Annotated in this window: 17 protein-coding genes; 13 read left to right on the top strand and 4 right to left on the bottom strand. The window is 61.1% G+C overall.

Annotation, left to right across the window (positions count from 1 at the left end):
• The first annotated feature begins 37 nt into the window (after nucleotides 1-37).
• Nucleotides 38-1,405 carry a HAMP domain-containing sensor histidine kinase gene (locus MOV63_RS09350; protein WP_247033412.1) on the top strand — a complete coding sequence of 456 codons (1,368 nt, stop codon included), beginning with the start codon at nucleotides 38-40 and terminating at the stop codon, nucleotides 1,403-1,405.
• Between the two features lie 110 nt (nucleotides 1,406-1,515).
• Here MOV63_RS09350 and MOV63_RS09355 read toward each other — a convergent pair whose 3' ends face one another.
• The gene (locus tag MOV63_RS09355; RefSeq protein ID WP_247033413.1) at nucleotides 1,516-1,758 is read right to left on the bottom strand and encodes a hypothetical protein; all 243 of its coding nucleotides are present in this window, start codon (nucleotides 1,756-1,758) and stop codon (nucleotides 1,516-1,518) included.
• A gap of 425 nt (nucleotides 1,759-2,183) precedes the next feature.
• Between MOV63_RS09355 and MOV63_RS09360 the strand changes: the two genes are divergently transcribed.
• Nucleotides 2,184-3,329, top strand: a complete 1,146-nt coding sequence (locus tag MOV63_RS09360; RefSeq protein WP_247033414.1) for a patatin-like phospholipase family protein — start codon at nucleotides 2,184-2,186, stop codon at nucleotides 3,327-3,329.
• A gap of 40 nt (nucleotides 3,330-3,369) precedes the next feature.
• Nucleotides 3,370-4,230, top strand: coding sequence for a DUF3313 domain-containing protein (locus MOV63_RS09365; RefSeq protein ID WP_247033416.1), 861 nt, complete (start codon nucleotides 3,370-3,372; stop codon nucleotides 4,228-4,230).
• 131 nt (nucleotides 4,231-4,361) lie between these two features.
• On the opposite strand, the gene MOV63_RS09370 is transcribed toward MOV63_RS09365, so the two are convergent.
• Complete coding sequence (locus MOV63_RS09370; protein WP_405029313.1) at nucleotides 4,362-5,261, bottom strand: GNAT family N-acetyltransferase; 900 nt, start codon at nucleotides 5,259-5,261, stop codon at nucleotides 4,362-4,364.
• A 258-nt stretch (nucleotides 5,262-5,519) separates the two neighbouring features.
• Here MOV63_RS09370 and argE point away from each other — a divergent pair, with 258 nt between their 5' ends.
• The 6 genes from argE (at nucleotide 5,520) to MOV63_RS09400 (ending at nucleotide 12,132) form a co-directional block, all read left to right on the top strand.
• Nucleotides 5,520-6,653, top strand: coding sequence for an acetylornithine deacetylase (argE, locus tag MOV63_RS09375; protein ID WP_247033420.1), 1,134 nt, complete (start codon nucleotides 5,520-5,522; stop codon nucleotides 6,651-6,653).
• A gap of 19 nt (nucleotides 6,654-6,672) precedes the next feature.
• Nucleotides 6,673-7,596, top strand: coding sequence for a glyoxylate/hydroxypyruvate reductase A (locus MOV63_RS09380; protein ID WP_247033421.1), 924 nt, complete (start codon nucleotides 6,673-6,675; stop codon nucleotides 7,594-7,596).
• Nucleotides 7,597-7,620: 24 nt separating this feature from the next.
• Nucleotides 7,621-7,977 carry a cupin domain-containing protein gene (locus MOV63_RS09385; RefSeq protein WP_247033422.1) on the top strand — a complete coding sequence of 119 codons (357 nt, stop codon included), beginning with the start codon at nucleotides 7,621-7,623 and terminating at the stop codon, nucleotides 7,975-7,977.
• A gap of 159 nt (nucleotides 7,978-8,136) precedes the next feature.
• Nucleotides 8,137-9,600 carry an aldehyde dehydrogenase gene (locus tag MOV63_RS09390; protein ID WP_247033424.1) on the top strand — a complete coding sequence of 488 codons (1,464 nt, stop codon included), beginning with the start codon at nucleotides 8,137-8,139 and terminating at the stop codon, nucleotides 9,598-9,600.
• 11 nt (nucleotides 9,601-9,611) lie between these two features.
• Nucleotides 9,612-10,652 (top strand): tartrate dehydrogenase, encoded by a 1,041-nt coding sequence (locus MOV63_RS09395; protein WP_247033426.1) that lies wholly within the window; start codon nucleotides 9,612-9,614, stop codon nucleotides 10,650-10,652.
• 22 nt (nucleotides 10,653-10,674) lie between these two features.
• Nucleotides 10,675-12,132, top strand: coding sequence for an NAD-dependent succinate-semialdehyde dehydrogenase (locus MOV63_RS09400; RefSeq protein WP_247033428.1), 1,458 nt, complete (start codon nucleotides 10,675-10,677; stop codon nucleotides 12,130-12,132).
• Between the two features lie 93 nt (nucleotides 12,133-12,225).
• Here the strand turns inward: MOV63_RS09400 and MOV63_RS09405 are convergent, their stop codons facing one another.
• Together MOV63_RS09405 and MOV63_RS09410 are read right to left on the bottom strand one after the other, a co-directional pair.
• Nucleotides 12,226-13,500, bottom strand: coding sequence for an FAD-binding oxidoreductase (locus MOV63_RS09405; protein ID WP_247033431.1), 1,275 nt, complete (start codon nucleotides 13,498-13,500; stop codon nucleotides 12,226-12,228).
• Between the two features lie 15 nt (nucleotides 13,501-13,515).
• Nucleotides 13,516-14,184, bottom strand: a complete 669-nt coding sequence (locus MOV63_RS09410; protein ID WP_046636055.1) for a haloacid dehalogenase type II — start codon at nucleotides 14,182-14,184, stop codon at nucleotides 13,516-13,518.
• A gap of 326 nt (nucleotides 14,185-14,510) precedes the next feature.
• Here MOV63_RS09410 and MOV63_RS09415 point away from each other — a divergent pair, with 326 nt between their 5' ends.
• The 4 genes from MOV63_RS09415 to MOV63_RS09430 all read left to right on the top strand — a co-directional run bounded on the left by MOV63_RS09415 (nucleotide 14,511) and on the right by MOV63_RS09430 (nucleotide 19,377).
• The gene (locus MOV63_RS09415) at nucleotides 14,511-15,347 is read left to right on the top strand and encodes a GNAT family N-acetyltransferase (protein WP_247033433.1); all 837 of its coding nucleotides are present in this window, start codon (nucleotides 14,511-14,513) and stop codon (nucleotides 15,345-15,347) included.
• Nucleotides 15,348-15,360: 13 nt separating this feature from the next.
• Nucleotides 15,361-16,737 (top strand): aspartate aminotransferase family protein, encoded by a 1,377-nt coding sequence (locus tag MOV63_RS09420; protein ID WP_247033435.1) that lies wholly within the window; start codon nucleotides 15,361-15,363, stop codon nucleotides 16,735-16,737.
• A 234-nt stretch (nucleotides 16,738-16,971) separates the two neighbouring features.
• Entirely contained in the window at nucleotides 16,972-17,688 is a 717-nt protein-coding gene (locus MOV63_RS09425) for an HAD-IA family hydrolase (protein WP_247033437.1), read from the top strand.
• Between the two features lie 78 nt (nucleotides 17,689-17,766).
• Nucleotides 17,767-19,377, top strand: coding sequence for an ABC transporter substrate-binding protein (locus MOV63_RS09430; RefSeq protein WP_247033439.1), 1,611 nt, complete (start codon nucleotides 17,767-17,769; stop codon nucleotides 19,375-19,377).
• Nucleotides 19,378-19,413 lie beyond the last annotated feature (36 nt).

Raw genomic sequence — 19,413 nt, forward strand, 5'->3', positions numbered from 1 at the left:
TGGCCGCTTGCGCAGGGCATCCATACGAACCCAATTCATGGTGTTCGCATCTATTGTTCCGCTGCTCGTTATTTGTCTTATCGCTGTTCTCCCTGAGCCATTCATTTTCCAGAATGAAAAAATGCTTATGGGCAAAGGCGCTCAAATCGAGCTGCTTGTGCATCAAGTCAGAAGCGCCAGAAATGACGACGAAATCGAGCATCTGGTGAGGGCAAGCGCCTCAAGCAGTCTCGAATTGAAGGTTCTGCCATGGAGCGACGTCCGTGGCGAATTGGCCCGCCAAACGGATGATCACCTCAGCTCGGACGCGCTTCAGGACGTATTGCCTGCCGATTTTGAGGCGGTGGTTCTTGAGAACACGTCGGACGGCGAGGGACACAGCACGATTGCGGTGCGCCTTGACGCGCAACGTGCTCTCGTTATCGGGTTTACCGGTGCCGATGTTTCCCCCTCGTCTCTCAGCGCAGTCGCCGAGTTCATCGTCAAGGCCAGCATCCTGATGCTGCCGATGCTCCTCCTGGTGCTCTATATAAGCCGCATGATCACGTCGCCTCTCGTCCGCTTTGCCGACGCGGCAAAGAGACTGCGCCTCGACGGTAACGAAGGAGAGCAATTCACCGCCGAAGGCGCCAGGGAACTTCGCACGCTTGCGACCGCTCTCAACAACATGCGTCACCGTATCCGTAAAATGGTCGATGATCGCACGCGGATGCTGACGGCGGTGAGCCACGATCTAAGGACGCCTCTGACACGACTGCGAATGCGCGTGGAGCGTTCGAAGGACCCCGCGTCCAGGGAAGCGATGCTGGCGGATATTGACAACCTTACCACCATGATCGAGGAAAGCCTTCAGTATTTAAGCAGCACCGTTACAGCCGAACCGCTTAGAAAGGTTGATATTTCCAGCCTTCTGCGGACGATCGCATCGGAATTTTGTGATCTCGGGCATGACGTAATTTACTGCGGACCTGAGCGGTTTGGATACGTCTGTCAACAAAAGGCTCTCATACGCGCGATCACCAATATCGCTGAGAACGCGGTAAGGTTCCGCACGAAGGTAGCTGTCGAATTGCGAAATAGCCCGCAAGGCGGAGCGGTCATAATTGTGAGCGATAACGGCCCGGGCCTTGAAGAAGGGCTCCGTGAGAAAGTCCTGGAGCCCTTCTTCAAGGTTGACGAGGCCCGGTCGCTAAATTCCAACAGCGGCTTTGGACTGGGCCTTTCGATTGCGGACGAAATCGTAAAAGGCCACGGTGGCTCACTGCTACTTGAAAACATAGTGCCGCATGGTCTGCGAGTGACGATACAATTGCCGCCGATGCAGGCTGTTTCGCATCAGAGGAGCCAGGGGCCAGTTGCAAGAGAGCAGACGCTGGCTCACGAGGTCCCCGTCAAGCAAAGGTAATCGACCACCTGTTGGCAAAACCCTTCATGGTGGTCATGGCGAGGGTGCCCTCGCCTTCGCGATTGATCATCACAAAGACCGCTCGAAGATCCAATTCGGTGCGTTTCCGATCAGCCTGTGGCCGCTGACGATATTGACGGCAACATCGGCAAGGATTGCCGGCCAGATGGAGTCGCGCACGCCGATCCGGCGGCCTCTGGCGAGGGACGGATTTTCTTCAGAAGCCTCTGCCCGCCTTCCGCTTCCCGAAGCAGTTTTTTCATCTCTCTCAAAGACACCCGGTCTGCCCGCATCATTTGTCGGATCAGAGGATCCTTCAGAACCTCGGCAATCGTCATCTCATCATGGGTCATAGCGACCTCCCGTTTTGCTGTCGCGATCGATAACCGCGGCAAGCAACCTGGCGATGTCAAAACAGGGACGAAACCAAGGCGATCGATGAAGTTTTGTTGCGGGATTCCGGTCTCCGCCACGCCATGAACTTGCTGGCGACCCGATGGCGGATACCCGATCGCTGCGGCCAACAATTCTTAACATTACAAAACCAAAGGCAACGACAAATTCTGAATTAATACAGCCAGATACGATTGCGAAGGAAGATTACAGTGAAATTCAAAGGTTATCTGGTGAGGCCGCTGCATTGGACGATCGGAACATTACGGCGTCCGCAAGCCGCATCCGCGGATGATGTCTGCGGTATGGTCGATAGAGATTTCAACGTCTCCAAACAGTCGCCCGGTACAAGGCTATAACCGTGCATCGAGTGATAGCCATCTTCATGCTGGCTTTTCTTGCCGGCTGCATGGCGCCGGACCGCATTCCCTATGGGCCGAAGGCTGCCGCGACCGCCGGGATCCACGGGTTTGGCGATATCCGCATTTATGCGGATACAAGCCGGAACCTGCCTGAAACACGCGCCTGGTTCCCGGTTCCGAGACACAAGGAGGTCAACTACCTTGTGTTGTCGGGCGGAGGCGCCGGAGGCGCGTTCAGCGTCGGGGCGCTGAAGGCCTGGTCGGATAGGGGGCAGCGACCCGAATTCGACATTGTCAGCGGCGTCAGCACGGGCGCACTGATCGCGCCCTACGCCTTCCTCGGTTCCGCCTACGACAACATCCTCGTCGACTTATATACGAGCGGCGTCGCCAAGAAATTGGTCGATGCCGATTTCCTGCCACAGGGACTTCTCGGCGCAAGCCTCCTGAAGCAGAAGCCGCTTAGGACGATGGTCGAACGATACTTGACGCAGGATGTATTGGCGAAAATCGCCGCGGAGCATCGCAAGGGACGCCGCCTGCTTGTTTTGACCTCGAACCTCGATTCCCAAAGAGCGGTGGTCTGGAACATGGGCGCCATCGCCGACAGCGCTCGGCCCGACGCGCTACAACTTTTCCGCGATATCGTCATCGCATCGGCAAGCATCCCCGGCCTTTATCCAGCGGTGCTCATCAAAGCAAATTCAGGCGACCAATCGTTCGAGGAAATGCACTCCGACGGAGGCTCCGCCTCCCAAATCCTGACGATTCCGGAGGGATGGATGGCCAATTCGGACAAGGTCGCGTGGCCCAAGGGCGTGAAGCTAAACATGTACATTATCATCAACAACGCGCTGATGCCTGAATTTTCAACCACCACGAACAACACGTTTACAGTCATGGCTCGGGCGAATTCCTCCCTCATCAAGGCACAGACACGTAGCGCGCTGGTGGCCACTTACGTCTACGCCCAAAAGAACGGCATTCGGTTCCGTGTGGCCTCGATCGATACGCAGGTTGCCTACAACATGACCGATCCATTCAACACCAACTATATGCGCGCGGTCTACAACCTTGGATATGCAGAAATGGAGAACGGCAGCCTGTGGAAAGATAGGCCTTCGTTCGCCGACACGCTCACAGCCACACAGACAACACGGTGGCGGTAGCCGTATGTGCAGGCCGTTTCCTCACCCATCAGGAGAACAAATGTTACATCCCCGCCTTGGCTTGGCAGGCATCAAGCCGTGTCATCGACTGATTGCGCCCGCTTTCCTTGCTTTGTCGCTTGGGGGGTGCGCCGCCGTGCCGCTCGAGCGGGCAAATTCGCTCGCCTCCTACGACAGTTTGACATCGAACAACGGGCGAATGACCAAAGCGAATTATCGGGTCGCTTCAACTGATCTCGCGTCCAACAGAACGGTTTATATCGAACCAACGAAGGTTTCAGGCAGCGCTGAACTATCCGTCAGGAAGTCTTCCGATCAGGCCCTGGTCGCGAATGTGATCAGCCGCGCCCTCTGTGTCGGCGTCAGTGATCGTTTCGTCGTCGTGGAGCGAAAAGAGGATGCTGACCTCGTCGTTCACGCAACCATCACCCGCATCGTGCCGACCAATGCCACGGTGGCCGCCCTGTCGACTGCAACGTCGCTTGGAGCCAACTTCGTTGTTCCGGTGCCCGTCCCGAGGCTGCCCTTGGGGCTTGGAGGCCTTTCCGTAGAGGCCGAGGCAACCACACGGGACGGCAGGCAGGTGGGTGCGATGGTATGGGCAAAGGGAGCAAACTTCGTGACTACCAGTGCGCGCGTGTCGCAGATCGGGGACGCCTATTCGCTCGCGGCGAGCTTCGGCAGTGATTTTTCCAGGATGCTCGTCAGCGGCAAGACACCCTTCAGGGGCCTCCCAAAGATCCCGTCTGGGCAGAGAATCAAGTCCGGACTTGGTGGAAAGCCGAAATATCCTGCGTGTGAAAAATTTGGCCGATCGCCCGGTCTGGTGGACTTTGCGGCTTCTCAGGTCGGGATGCCGCCATCCTGGACCGACAAACAACCTCCGACACAGACCCGATAGCAGAGAACCGACGAAGAGTCGTCAGGGTCGTGCGGCAGCGCTGGCCCAGCGGAACGGCTGCGGCGATGTAGGCCGCCTATCCGACATGGTGTTGGCAGCGCACAGCGTGATGTCTGATATCAGAAGAAGTCTCACCCGAGCGAATGCGAGGCCAGGGCATAGACTTTCGGGCTGTCATTTTGTCCGGTACCATAGCCGGCTGTCCCTTCAGTCACCATCGTCGTGAGGGTAGCGTAGATACCGAGCCCGCACTGCTGGACGAGTGCTGCAAACGGGCCAGTGTCGATATGCGTATCGAGGCGCAGGAACCCGTCGGCATGGGCGGCGATATGCGGGTAGGTGACGGTGATGGCGTCCTCGTCGTTGCCGGCGACCACCGGCCCGACAACATGTCCTCGTCCGAAGCGCCGACGCATCGAAAAGGCACGCAGCCGCGCGCCTTGGTATAGACCGTAGCAGATCGAACTCTCGAACAATCGCTGGAGATGCAGGCGACGCTCAGTCCCGAAGGCCGGAGTATCGAAGGCGATGACCGCCTCCAGATCGCCGCGGTCCAGCCGTCTCAAAACAAGTCCTTCCTCCAGGGGTGCAAGTGACATCGACGCGATCGCCGTGCCCTGGCACTGATAAACCGTCTGCTTCGGCTCGAATCCCAGCGAAGCATAAAGGCGCCGAGCTTCCCGCGTCGAGTTAAGGCGAATACGGTTGCGGCCACAGTCTGCCATGATCCGTTTCATCAGCCACCTGGCCGTGCCGTTGGCCTGCAGCCTTGGCGACGTAATCAGCATCCCGAACGTGGCGAAACCGTCGCCATGGGGAAACCACATGCCCGAGGCTCCCACGCGGCCGATCTCGTCAAGTGCGACATACCCTTTCCCGATGTCGAGCAGATGCTGCCAGTCGGCTGCCCGGTGGGGCCAGCCCACCGAAATTGACAATGACTGCAGCTTGGAGATTTCGACATTCGAGACGTCGGCAAGGCACATCTCGAAATTATCGACAGTCAAGGTTTCTGGTAATTCGCTATCCATCATTCTTCCAGCCGAGTTGAAATATCCTCCTGCGGGTCGCACCGATCGGATATCCCGGAGGTCACGTTAGTCGAGATTCCGCGAAACATTTCACTGCTGAAGCGAAGCCGAACACAAGATTTGACCGTATCGCGTCCACTTTCGGCAGCCATCGGTTTCTTCTGCCTCTAACCTTGCCTGCCAGGATTGGTTCGCATGCTCTGCAAAAGCAAGGTGTGGCGGCCAAGAGGTCATGGCTTTGAGAGGCGGGAACAGTCGATGCGCGCTTTGGACATCCTGGAGAAGCTGGTCGGCTTTCCCTCGGTCGTCGGCACGCCCAACGGCAATATCGTCGAATGGATTGCGGACTATCTCAGATCCTTCGGGATCGCCACGCATATCCTGCCGGGGCCGGAAGGTGACCGGGCCAATCTTTTTGCCACGATCGGTCCTGCCGACCAGCCGGGCTACATCCTGTCCGGACATATGGACGTGGTTCCGGCCGCCGAGGCCGGTTGGGGCAGCGATCCCTTTTCGTTGACGAACGAGAAAGGCCGGCTCTACGGGCGCGGAACAAGCGATATGAAGGGGTTCTTGTCGGCCGCCCTGGCAGCCGTGCCCGTGCTTCTCGCAAGTCCGCTTTCCCGCCCGATCCACCTTGCCTTCTCCTACGACGAGGAAGCCGGTTGCCGGGGCGTGCCGCATCTTCTCGCACGGTTGCGGGACCTGTGTGCCCCGCCGCTGGGCGCGATCATCGGGGAGCCGAGTGGGATGCGCGCCATTCTGGCCCACAAGGGAAAGGCGGCAGCCCGGGTGACGCTCAAGGGCCGTTCGGGCCACTCATCCCGGCCGGATCTCGGCCTCAACGCGATCCATGCCATGACGGACGTGCAGCAGGCTGCGGTTGCCGCGGCCGTCGGTCTTTCCCGGGGACCGTTCGAGGTCGAATTCGAGCCGCCCTATTCCTCGCTGTCGATCGGCACGATCAGCGGCGGTCAGGCGGTCAACATCATTCCCGAAATCTGCAGCCTTGAACTGGAAGCACGCGCCATCTCTTCGGTAGATCCCGAAGCGCTGCTCGCCCCGGTGCGCGCGGTTGCCGAAGCCCTGGCGACCAAAGGCTTTGACGTCGATTGGCAGGTTCTCAGCGCCTATCCGGCGCTGCTCCTGGCGCCAACCTCGCCCCTCGCCGGTCTTTTGCAAGATCTGACGGGAATCGAGCCGCTGGCGGCGGTCAGCTACGGGACGGAGGCAGGTCTCTACCAGCGCGCCGGCGTAGACGCGATCATTTGCGGACCTGGCGACATTGCCCGCGCCCATAAACCCAATGAATTCATTCTGGCGAGCGAACTCGACGACTGCCAGACCATGATTGAAGCGCTTGGCCGGCATTGCCGCGCAGAACTCCAATGACCAGGAACGTATCCGGACCATGACATTCCTCTTCAATTCCGATGCGGCCCGCGGCCGGATTTTCCAGGATGCCTTTGCTCGGGAAATCCCGGACCTGCCATTCTCCATGGATCCGGCGACGGTGGACCCCGAACGGGTGCGCTATCTCATGACCTGGACAGTGCCGGAAAATCTGGCGCGCTACCGCAATCTCGAAGTGCTGTTTTCGACCGGCGCCGGTATCGACCAGTTCCGAACCGCCAGCGTGCCCGACCACGTGAAGATCGTGCGCATGGTCGAACAAGGCATCGTGCGGATGATGCAGGAATATGTGGTCCTCGGCGTCCTGTCGCTCCACCGCAACCTAGCGGCCTATCTGGCGCAACAGCAGGCGGAGGTCTGGAAGGTCCTGCCGCAGGCTCAGGCCGGAGAGCGCCGTATCGGCGTCCTGGGGCTTGGCAATCTCGGCCAGGCCGTGCTTGAGCGGCTGAAACCCTTCGGCTTTCCCTTGTCCGGCTGGAGTCGGTCCGCGCGAGAGATTGAAGGTGTCAGGTGTTTCTCCGGCGAGGATGGTCTGAAGACCATGGTTGCCGAGACCGATGTGCTGATCTGCCTCCTGCCGCTGACCGACGAGACCCGCGGTTTTCTCGACGCGGAGCTTTTCGCCAGGTTGCCGGCGGGCGCTGGACTGGTTCATGTCGGACGTGGTCCCCAGCTCGACCAGGACGCGCTTCTCGCGGCACTCGACAGCGGGCACCTGTCCGGCGCCGTGATCGACGTCACCGACCCGGAACCCCTGCCGCCCGGCCATCCCATCTGGCATCACCCACGCATCCTGCTGACCCCGCATATTGCCAGCATTACCCAGCCGCATACCGCCGCGCGCGCCGTCATCGACAATATCAAGCGGCTTCGCGCCGGGCTCGACCCGGTTGGCTTGATCGATCGGCAGCGCGGCTACTGAATCTTCAACTTCGAAAGGAATCCCATGTCGCTTCTCAAGACCATCGAGCCTCACCCGTCCTTTGCACCGCGCGAAAACGTTCCCGCACCGGACCGACTGATCTCCGGCGATCCGCAGTTCAAGACCTGGGCGCAGGACGCTGCCCATGGCGAACTGGTGCATACCGGCGTCTGGGAAGCGACGCCCGGCGTCACACATTCGATCAAGGGCCAGACTTTCGAATTCTGCCACATCCTGTCCGGCATCGTCGAACTCACCCCCGAAGGCGGCCAGCCCGTTGTCTACAAGGCGGGCGACAGTTTCGTCATGAAGCCGGGTTTTATCGGCGTCTGGAAAACCATCGAGACCGTCCGCAAGGTCTACGTCACCGTCACCCCTTGATCGGTGCGGCCGCGGCGCGGCAACCGCTTCCGGGCCGCTCCGCAGAATACGCCGTGATTGACCGCCAAAACGGATTTTTCCGCTGCGGCCCTTCGCTCTACCGGATCAAGCGGTTCCACCGATCCGGTAATATGCCGTCCAGTGACCGGAGATAAGCCGATGAGCCTGAGTTTCGATCCCGACAGCCTGGCCCTGCCGATGGGACATTTCATCGGCGATCGCCTCGTGGCGGCCGAAGGCGTCATTGCAATGCACCGGCCGTCCGACGGCAAGGCCTATGCCGAGTGCCCCGTCGCCGATGCGGATCTCGTCGACCAGGCGGTACAGACGGCGAAGATGGCGCTGAAGCAAAGCAATTGGGGCGGCATTCGCCCGCGCGAGCGTGTGAAGGTGCTGCATCGCTGGGCCGATCTCATCGAACAGGACGCCGTGGCGCTTGCAAGGCTGGAAGCCGTCTCTTCCACCCGCCCGGTCGGCCACCTGGTCGAGGGTGACATCGCCGTATCGGCCGAGCAGATCCGCTTCTTCGCCGAATTCGCCGACAAGGAAGGCAGCGACCTGGTGCCGACCGACGACGGCAATCTCGGCATGATCATGACGGAACCCTATGGCGTCGTCGGCGCCATCACGCCCTGGAACTTCCCGATCAACATGGCCGCATGGAAACTCGGTCCGGCGCTTGCCGCCGGCAATGCCGTCGTGCTGAAGCCGTCCGAGATGACGTCGATCTCGACAATCCGCCTGGCGGAGCTCGCCGTGCGTGCCGGCATACCGGCCGGGTTGATCAACATCGTGCTCGGCGACGGCATGACCACCGGCAACGCCATCACCGGCCATCCCGATATCGCCAAGGTAAGCTTTACAGGGTCCACCCGCGCCGGCTCGGCGATCATGGAAAACATCGCCCGCACCGGCATCAAGCCGATGACGCTGGAACTCGGCGGCAAGAGCCCTCAGCTTGTTTTCGCGGATGCCGATATCGACCGGGCCGCAGCCGCGGTGACCACCAGCATCATCGGCAATGCCGGCCAGGCATGTGTCGCCGGATCGCGCCTGATCGTCGAAAAAAGCGTCGCCGCGCCGCTGATCGAGGCAATCTTGAAGAAAATGAAAGAGGTCGTGCCCGGCCCCACCTGGGATGCGGCGAGCCAGTATTCGCCGATCATCTCCGACAGGCAGCGCCAGCGCATTGGCGACATTGTCGCAGCCTCCGTTGCAGCCGGGGCGGAATGCCTGACGGGTGGCCGCCCCATGGACGCTCCCGGATATTTCTATTCCCCGACCCTGCTCACCGGCGTCGACCAGACGTCGCCGGCAGTGATCGAGGAGATCTTCGGGCCTGTTCTGACGCTGCAGACGTTCGAGGATGAGGAAGAAGCCATGATGCTTGCCGATCATCCGAGCTACGGGCTTGCCGCCGGCCTGTTTACCAGTGACCTTTCGCGGGCGATCCGCCTTACCCGCCGGCTGCAGGCCGGTACCATCTGGGTCAACCGCTACGGCCGCTCGCGCGACCATATCCTGCCGACCGGCGGTTACAAGCAGTCCGGCATCGGCAAGGATCTCGGCCGGGAAGCTTTCCACGCCAACCGCAAGAGCAAGAGCGTCTTGATCGGTCTTTGAGGACGAAAAACATGAAATCATACAGGATTGCCTTGATCCCCGGCGACGGCATCGGCCGCGACATGACAGCGGCCGCATGGTCGATGCTGCAGAAGGCGGCCAAAGCGCACGGCTTTGCGCTTGAGGGCACCGAATTTCCCTGGTCCTGCGCCTTCTACAAGCAAACCGGCGCAATGATGCCGGCAGACGGGATCGAAACGTTGCGCAGCTTTAACGCGATCCTGCTTGGTGCCGTCGGCTGGCCGGCAGAAGTGCCGGATTCGGTGTCGCTGCATGGCCTGCTGCTGCCGATCCGCAAGAGTTTCGTGCAATACGCCAACATCCGCCCTCACCGCCTGCTGGCCGGCGTCGAAGGACCGCTGAAAACGACCGCCTTCGACATTCTCTGCATCCGCGAGAACACCGAGGGCGAATATTCCGGCGCAGGCGGCCGTATCCATCAGGGCACGGCGGATGAAGTTGCCGTCGAGACGTCGATCTTTACCCGCAAGGGCGTTGAGCGCATCCTGCGCTTTGCCTTCGAACAGGCCCGGTCGCGGCGCGGCAAGCTGGCCTCGGTGACCAAGTCGAACGCCCAGAAATATTCGATGGTGTTCTGGGACGACGTCACCCGGCAGCTTTCAGCGGAATATCCTGACGTCGAGGTCACCAGCTATCACATCGACGCCATGGCGGCGCGCATGGTGATGGCCCCGGAAACGCTCGACGTCGTGGTTGCTTCCAACCTGTTCGGCGATATCCTGACGGATCTCGGTGCTGCCATTCAGGGCGGCCTCGGTTTTGCCGCCTCGGCCAATATCAACCCAGAGCGCAATGCGCCTTCGATGTTCGAACCGGTGCATGGCTCGGCGCCCGATATCGCCCATCTCGGGATCGCCAACCCGATCGCCACGGTCTGGTCCGGCGCAATGATGCTCGATCATCTGGGCGAAAAGGATGCGGCGACCGCCGTCATGACGGCGATCGAAGCGGTCACGGAAAACGGCATCGGCACGGTTCCTGGCAAGGACCGGACGGACATCATCACTGCGGCGCTGCTCACCGCGCTCTAACATCGTATTTGAGGACGGACATATGCGGAATTTGAAGCTCCCCTCCCTGTTTCGGCAAGAAGGTCTGATCGGCGGCACCTGGGTTGGCGCCCGCTCCTGCAAGACCGTCGACGTCTTCGATCCGGCGAGCCAAGAGGTGATCGGCACCGTTCCCGACATGGGAGGCGACGAGACACGCGCGGCGATCGAGGCTGCCGAGAAGGCCTATCCGGCCTGGAAGAAGCGTACCCATGCAGAGCGCGCCGCCTTGCTTGAAACCTGGTACGGCCTGATGATCGAACATCTCGGAGATCTGGCGCTGATGCTGACCACCGAACAGGGCAAACCGCTCGACGAGGCGCGCGGTGAAATCCGTTACGGCGCCTCCTTCGTCAAGTGGTTTGCGGAAGAGGCGCGCCGCATCGGCGGCCAGACCATTCCCTCGCCGACGCCCGATCGCCGCATCATCGTCCTGAAGGAGCCGGTCGGCGTCTGCGGCATCATCACGCCCTGGAATTTTCCGAACGCTATGATCACCCGCAAGATCGCGCCGGCGCTCGCCGCCGGTTGTACCGTCGTGGTGAAACCTTCGGAATTCACCCCTTATTCGGCACTTGCGCTCGGCGTTCTCGCGGAAATGGCCGGCATTCCGGCAGGCGTCGTCAACATCGTCACCGGCATGCCGAAGGAAATCGGCAACGAGATCATGGCCAACACGACGGTGCGGAAGATCTCGTTTACCGGCTCGACGCCTGTCGGTTCGCTGCTGATGCGCGGCGCGGCCGACAGTATCAAGCGGCTGTCGCTGGAACTCGGCGGCAACGCCCCCTTCATCGTCTTCGACGATGCGGATATCGACCTTGCCATCGAAGGGGCGATCGTTTCGAAATTCCGCAATGGCGGCCAGACCTGCGTCTGCGCCAACCGCATTCTCGTGCAGGCAGGCATTTACGATCGCTTCGCCGAGAAGCTCACCGCCCGGGTGAATGCCATGAAGGTCGGCCCCGGAACCGAGCCGGGTGTTTCGATCGGCCCGATGATCAACGATGCCGCAATCGCCAAGATCAACCGCCATGTCGAGGATGCGCTCGCCAAAGGCGCGACGATCGTCACGGCCAAGGCCGATCTGCCGGCCGGTGGCCAATACACGGCCCCGATCGTGCTGACCGGAGCCACCACCGACATGCAGCTTGCCAGCGAAGAGACGTTTGGCCCGGTCGCGCCGCTCTTCCGTTTCGAGACCGAGGAAGAAGCGCTCGCCATTGCCAACGGCACGCCCTTCGGGCTCGCCGCCTATTTCTATACGGAAAGCCTCAAGCGGGCTTGGCGTGTCGGCGAGGCACTGGAATTCGGGATGGTCGGGCTGAATACAGGCCTGATCTCGACCGAGGTCGCTCCGTTCGGCGGCGTCAAGCAGTCGGGCCTGGGGCGCGAGGGTTCGCAGTTCGGGATCGAGGAATATCTGGAAGTGAAGACTTTCCATATCGGCGGGCTCAACTGAGCCCGTTTCCGCACCCGGAACGCTTATCCAAAAAAAGGTGGGGTTGCGATCGCAACCCCACCTTTTTTGTTCTCGACGATGGCAAGGGTTCCGTCACTGGACCTTGTCGAGCATCTTGTAATAAAGCCCGACCAGCGGCAGGAACCACGGTTTGCCGAAATGACCCGGGACTGCCGGCCAGTCTAGCCCCTTGACGGGGTTTCTGTCAGGCCGGCCGAGGATGGCGTCTGCGACCGTCATGCCGAGATGGGTTGCAAGCTGCGCACCATGGCCGGAATAACCCATGGCGTACCATAGCCCGTCATGGAAGCCCGCCCGCGGGTAACGATCCTTGGTGATGTCCACCAGACCGCCCCAGCAATAGTCGATCTCCACATGGGAAAGCTGCGGAAAGATGCGGGTCAGGCTATCGCGAAGGATTGCGCCGCTCCTGGCATCCGAACGCTGGTCGGAGGTCGCCGAAAATCGCGCGCGGCCGCCGAAGATCAGCCGGTTGTCCGGCGACAGGCGCCAGTAGTTGCCGATATTCATGCTGTTGACGCAGGTGCGGTTGCCTGGCATCGTCGAGGCGACTTCCTGCTCCGTCAGCGGCCGCGTCGCGATGATGAAACTGCCGACGGCCATGATCCGCCGGCGGAAATAACCGAAATTCGGCGTCGTGTAGGCGCCGCTTGCCATCAGGACATTGTCGGCCGTGACCGAGCCTTTGGCCGTCTTCAGCACATGGCGACCGCCCGATTTCGAAACATCGGTGACCGTCGCCTTCTCGGCGATGATGGCTCCGCGCCTTTTTGCCGCTTCGGCGAGGCCGACGACGTAGCGTCCCATGTGCATCATGGCGCTCTTCTTCGACAGCATGGCGCCGTGGAAAGGTGAACCGATCTCGTGAGCGAGGTCCTCGGGCGACAGCAGCGCCGTATCCGGATCGACCTCCGCGTGAACCGCCTCGAAATTCCTGGCGAGCCCTTCGAAATGCTGCGGCTTGGAAGCAAGCTTCAGTTTGCCGGCGCGGCGGAAGTTGCAGTCGATCCCCTCCTCGGCGATGATTGCTTCCAAGGTGTCGATCGAGCTGTCGAGCGCCTTGTAAAGTGCAATCGCCCGCTCCTTGCCGAGCTCCTGCTTGGCCGAGAGATAGCTGTGGGCAAGGCCGTTGTTCAGGTGGCCGCCGTTGCGGCCGGACGCTCCGAAACCGACCGTCTCCGCCTCCAGCACGATAACCTTCGCGCCGGCCATGGCGAGCTGCCGCGCCGCGCCGAGCCCGGTAAAGCCGCCGCCGACCACGGCAACGTCGTAGTGACCTTCGATCGGCCCTTCCACGGCGCCCGTAAAACGGGGTGCCGTATCATGCCAGTAGGAGACATATTTCATTGGCTTCGGCCTTCCTTAGAGACCGACCACGCCCGGCAGGCCGGAAATGTCGGAGATTTCCACATAGCCATAGAAGGGGTTGGCCGGCTCGTGACCACGGTTGACCCAGACCTTGTTCTTGATGCCGAGGTCATGTGCCGACATCAGGTCGTAACGGAAGGACGAGGAGCAGTGAAGAATGTCTTCCGGGCCGCAGCCGAGCATATCGAACATGTATTCGAAGGCTTGAAAGCGCGGCTTGTAGGCGTTTGCCTGTTCCGCCGTATAGACGGCGTGGAACGGCGCGCCGAGCTTTGCGACGTTTGAGTGGATCTGGTCGTTCATCGCGTTCGAGAGGATGACGAGCGGTATTTCCCTGGCGACCTTGGCAAGACCGGCAGGAACATCCGCATGGGGACCCCATGTCGGCACGCGCTCATAGACCATCCTGGCGTCTTCATCCTTGAAAGCGACGCCATTCGCCTTGCAGCTGCGTTCCAGCGAGTTGTGGACGACGTCCGCATAAGGTTTCCAGTCGCCCAGGATCTCGTCCAACCGGTAGGCTGCGAAATTCTTGATGAACTTCACCATGCGCGGCTCGTCGAGACGATCACCATAGAGGTCACGTGCAGCTTCGGCCATCTGGAAGTTAGTCAGCGTGCCGTAGCAGTCGAAGGTGATGTATTTCGGGCGGAAGGTAGTCATGCGCTTGGTCCTTGCGTGATGGCCCATCGAGCCTTTCGGTTGACGACATGATCATAAAGCCGCTTCGGGCAGCCGAGCCGACTGATTTCCCCCTATCCGAAGCAGAAAGTTTCGTATCGTGGCGCCGGTTTGGCATTTGGTTGCAGATCGTGGCCGGCGTGGCGGCCCACGACCAGGCTTTTTTCGACCCTGATTGCGGACGCGCGGCATAAGATGCGGTCCCATGCCGCCGGTTTGGCGAAAGATACCGCCGCCGGCCCCGCCTTCGGATAATCGTCCGGCCCCTTCCCCTCGAAACTCGAAGCGCAAAACGGAGAGTATCGTCCATGCCAGTCGGGGACTTCGAAACCATACCTTTCGGCATCGAGCACCTGGATCGCGCCATCCACCTTTCGCGCGAAGCCGGCTGGCCGCACCGCCTGCAGGACTGGCAGGTCGCCCTGCACCTGAGCCAGGGCGTGGTCGCGTTGGACGAGACCGACCAGGTAGTCGGCACGGCATTGATGACCCCCTACGGCGATGACTGCGCCACCATCAACATGGTAATCGTCGGCGCTAACCTGCGTGGCCGTGGCGTCGGACGCCGTCTGATGGACGCCGTCCTCAGACTTGGTGGCGAGCGGCCGCTTCGGCTGATCGCCACCTCCGACGGCCTGCCGCTTTATGAAAAGCTGGGTTTCCGGAAGACCGGCGCGGTTTTCCAGCATCAGGGCACCCTCGGCGAAGTGCCGGCGCCTCCCGATACCGAGGCCGCCATGGCTGCCGATCTCTCCGAGATTACCGCCATCGATCGCAACGCCTTCGGCGTCGGCCGTTCGGCGCTGATCGCAAAACTTGCCGAAATCGGCGAGTTCGCCGTGATCCGCCGCAATGGCAAGATCGCGGGGTTTGCCTGCATCAGGACGTTCGGTCGCGGCGAAGTCGTCGGACCCGTCGTCGCAACGGATCTCGAGGACGCCAAGGCACTCGTCAGCCATTTCATGAGCAGGAGGTCCGGTGCTTTCCTCAGGGTCGACACCGGCGATGCCGGCCTCGCCGCCTGGCTGGCGGAACATTCGCTCGCCCATGCGGGCGGCGGCATCGCAATGGCACGCCCGGTCGTGGCCCGTCCCGCCACCTCGACATTCACCACCTTTGCCCTGGCCAACCAAGCCCTCGGCTGATCCGGAGACGACCATGCTCAGCAATTCCCTCATCGAACTCGATCGCGCCCATCTCGTCCATCCTGTCGCGTCCTATCGCGGCCATGAAAAGCAGGGCGTGCGGGTGCTCGCCTCGGGCAAGGGCGCGACCGTCACCGATGCGCAAGGGCACCAGCTGATAGACGGCTTTGCCGGCCTCTGGTGCGTCAATGCCGGTTACGGGCATGAGTCGATCGTCGAGGCTGCGGCCCGTCAGATGCGGGAGCTTCCCTACGCGACCGCCTATTTCGGCCTCGGTTCCGAGCCGGCCATCCGGCTTGCCGCCGAGCTTGCCGACCGCGCGCCGGGCGATCTCGATCATGTCTACTTCACGCTCGGCGGCTCGGACGCCGTCGACAGCACGATCCGCTTCATCCGCTATTACTGGATTGCCAAGGGTCAGCCACAGCGCGATCAGTTCATTTCGATCGAGCAGGGTTACCACGGTTCCTCCACGGTCGGCGCCGGCCTGACGGCATTGCCGAACTTCCATGCGGGCTTCGGCATTCCCTTCGACTGGCAGCACAAGATTCCGTCGCCTTACCCCTATCGTAACCCGGTCGGCGAGGATCCGAAATCGATCATCGAAACCTCGCTTGCTGCGCTGAAGGCCAAGATCGAGGCGGTCGGCGCCGATCGCGTGGCGGCCTTCTATGCAGAGCCGATCCAGGGTTCCGGCGGCGTCATCGTTCCGCCCAGGGGCTGGATGAAGGCGATCCGCAACCTCTGCAAGGAATACGGCATCCTGTTCGTCGCCGACGAGGTGATTACCGGCTTCGGCCGCACCGGGCCGCTGTTCGCCTGCAGCGAGGACGACATCGTCCCCGATTTCATGACGACGGCCAAAGGCCTGACCTCGGGTTATGTTCCGATGGGCGCGGTGCTGATGGCGGATCATGTCTACCAGGTGATCGCCGATGGCGCCGGTGCCTCGGCGGTCGGGCACGGTTACACCTATTCGGCCCACCCGGTCAGCGCCGCCGTGGGTCTGGAGGTGCTGAGGCTCTACGAAGGCGGGCTGCTCGAAAACGGCATCAAGGCCGGTGCGCAGCTTATGGCAGGTCTCGAAAGCCTCAAGTCCCACCCGCTGGTCGGGGATGTCCGAGGTCGCGGCATGCTGGCGGCCATCGAGCTGGTGACGGATAAGGCAGCCAAAACGCCGCTTCCGGCCGAAGCCGCGCCCGCCCGCCGGGTATTCGACCGCGCCTGGGACAACGGCCTGGTGATCCGGGCCTTCGCCAACGGCGTCATTGGATATGCCCCGCCGCTCTGCTGCACGGAGGCGGATATCGACGCGATTATCGAACGCACCGCAAAGACACTGGATCAGACGCTGGAAGATCCCGACGTCCGCCGCGCGGTCAAGGGCTGACCCGGCCTCGGCGCTGCCGGCTGAAATATCGTCGGCAGCCCGTTTTCGAAATTTTGTGCCGGGCGGCCCTACCGATTCGGCGAAAACCATTCCCTCGAACTGTCACTATTGTCGCTAACGAGGGCCTTGAAGCCCCGAAAATCCGGGATTTTTGATAGAAAAAGGTCCAGGTTGGGAACAGCATATTCTTTCGCAGACAGCGTTCTGCCAGCAGCATCAACTGGGGATATGGAATTGACGAAAGCTCTTCCGGAATTCAAGTACATGACCTTCGACGTGGTCGGCACGCTCATCGATTTCGAGGGCGGTCTGACGTCCTGCCTGCAGGGCATCGCCGCCGAAGCCAATGTCGCAATCGACGGCGAAGAGGCGCTTTCCCTGTATCGCGCCGCCCGGTATTCCGGAGACGCCGATCTTTTTCCCGACGACTTGGTGCGCGTCTATCTTGCGATTGCGCCGAAGCTCGGGCTGCCGGCAGAGGAGGCCTATGGCGTTCGCCTGCGCGATTCCGCCAAGATCTGGAAGGCTTTCCCCGACAGTGCCGCGGCGATGGCTGAGCTTGGCAGGCGTTATCGCCTGATCGCCATGACCAATGCGCGCCGCTGGGCTTTCGACTATTTCGCAGCCGCGCTCGGCAATCCGTTCTATGCCGCCTTCACTGCCGACGACACCGGTACGGAAAAGCCCGATCCGGCCTTCTTCCACAAGGTGTTCGACTTCGTTGCCAAGGATGGGGGCGACAAGAGCGACATCCTGCATGTCGCCCAGAGCCAGTATCACGACATCGGCGTTTCCCGCGATCTCGGCATGACGAATTGCTGGATCCAGCGTCGCCATGCGCAGCCCGGCTACGGCGGCACGATCGAGCCGTCGCAGTTCACGGAACCCGACTATCATTTCACGTCCATGGCCGGATTGGCCGAAGCCGTGAGGACCGCGCACGGCAACTGACGGAATTCACGATTTTTCAAGCATCGGGCCAAACCACGGAAGATGGGTTGCCCGCCAACCAGCGAAAAGGGGAATGACATGAACGACAAGATCACGAACTGGACCACGTCCGACGACGCAATGATCGAGAACGCCATCCGCCGGGGCGCAAGCCGCCGCGAACTGCTGACGATGCTGTTGGCGGGTGGCGTCGCACTTTCCGCAGGTGGCTTGACCCTCGGCCGGGCTTCCAGCGCGGTGGCGGCCGCCCCGAAGTCAGGCGGGCATTTGAAGGCGGCAGGCTGGTCGTCGTCGACCGCCGATACACTTGACCCAGCCAAGGCATCGTTGTCGACCGACTATGTCCGCTGCTGCGCAATCTACAATCGCCTGACCTTCCTTGATAAGGCTGGCAGCGTTCAGATGGAACTCGCCGAAAGCATCAAGAGTGGAGACGCCAAGGTCTGGACCGTCAAGCTTCGCTCCGGCGTCACCTTCCACGACGGCAAGTCGCTGTCGTCGAAAGACGTCGTCTTCTCGCTGAAGCGGCATCTCGATCCTGCCGTCGGCTCCAAGGTCAACGCGATCGCCAAGCAGATCACCGACGTCAAGGACGTCGATCCGCTGACGGTCGAGATTACCCTGGCCAACCCGAATGCCGACTTGCCGACCATCCTGTCGCAGCACCATTTCATGATCGTGCAGGACGGCACGACCGACTTTTCGAAGGGCATCGGTACCGGCGCGTTCAAGATGGAAACCTTCCAGCCGGGGGTGAAATCGATCTTCACCAAGAACCCCAACTACTTCAAGGCAGGCGGCGCCCATGTCGATTCGTTCGAGTTCTTTGCCATCAGCGACGACAACGCACGCGTCAACGCTCTGCTTTCGGGAGACATCCATCTGGCTGCGTCGATCAAGCCGCGCTCGATGAAGCTGGTGGAAAGCCAGCCCGGCTTCGTGCTGTCGCAGACGACCTCAGGCAATTATACCGACCTCAACATCCGTCTCGATCTCGCCCCCGGCGACAAGGCCGATTTCGCGGCCGGCATGAAATATCTGATCAACCGGCAGCAGATTCAGAAATCCGTTTTGCGCGGCCTCGCCGAAATCGCAAACGACCAGCCGGTCTCCCCGGCCAGCGTCTATCATAATGCGGAACTGAAACCGAAAGCCTACGATCCGGACAAGGCGAAGTTCCATTTCCAGAAGGCCGGCCTGCTCGGCCAGTCCATCCCGATGATCACGTCGGAAGCGCCGACCGCGGCGGTGGAAATGGCGACGATCGTCCAGCAGTCGGCCTCGGAGATCGGCATGAAGTTCGATGTTCAGCGCGTTCCGTCCGACGGCTACTGGTCGAACTATTGGCTGAAGGCACCGGTTCACTTCGGCAACATCAATCCACGGCCAACCCCGGACATCCTGTTTTCGCTTCTCTACGCCTCCAACGCGCCGTGGAATGAAAGTCAGTACAAGTCGGAGAAATTCGATAATATGCTCGTCGAAGCGCGCGGTCTTCTCGACGAGGCCAAGCGCAAGGAAATCTACGGCCAGATGCAGGTGATGATTTCCGAGGAAGCCGGTACGGTCATCCCGGTCTACATTTCGAACGTGGATGCGATCTCGGGGAAATTGAAGGGGCTTGAAGCCAACCCGCTCGGCGGCATGATGGGTTACGCTTTTGCCGAATACGTCTGGCTCGACGCCTGAGGCTTGACCCTTGGCGGCAGGGGAAGCTTCTTCTGC

This window comes from Neorhizobium sp. SHOUNA12A, from assembly GCF_023006505.1.
GTDB lineage: Bacteria > Pseudomonadota > Alphaproteobacteria > Rhizobiales > Rhizobiaceae > Neorhizobium.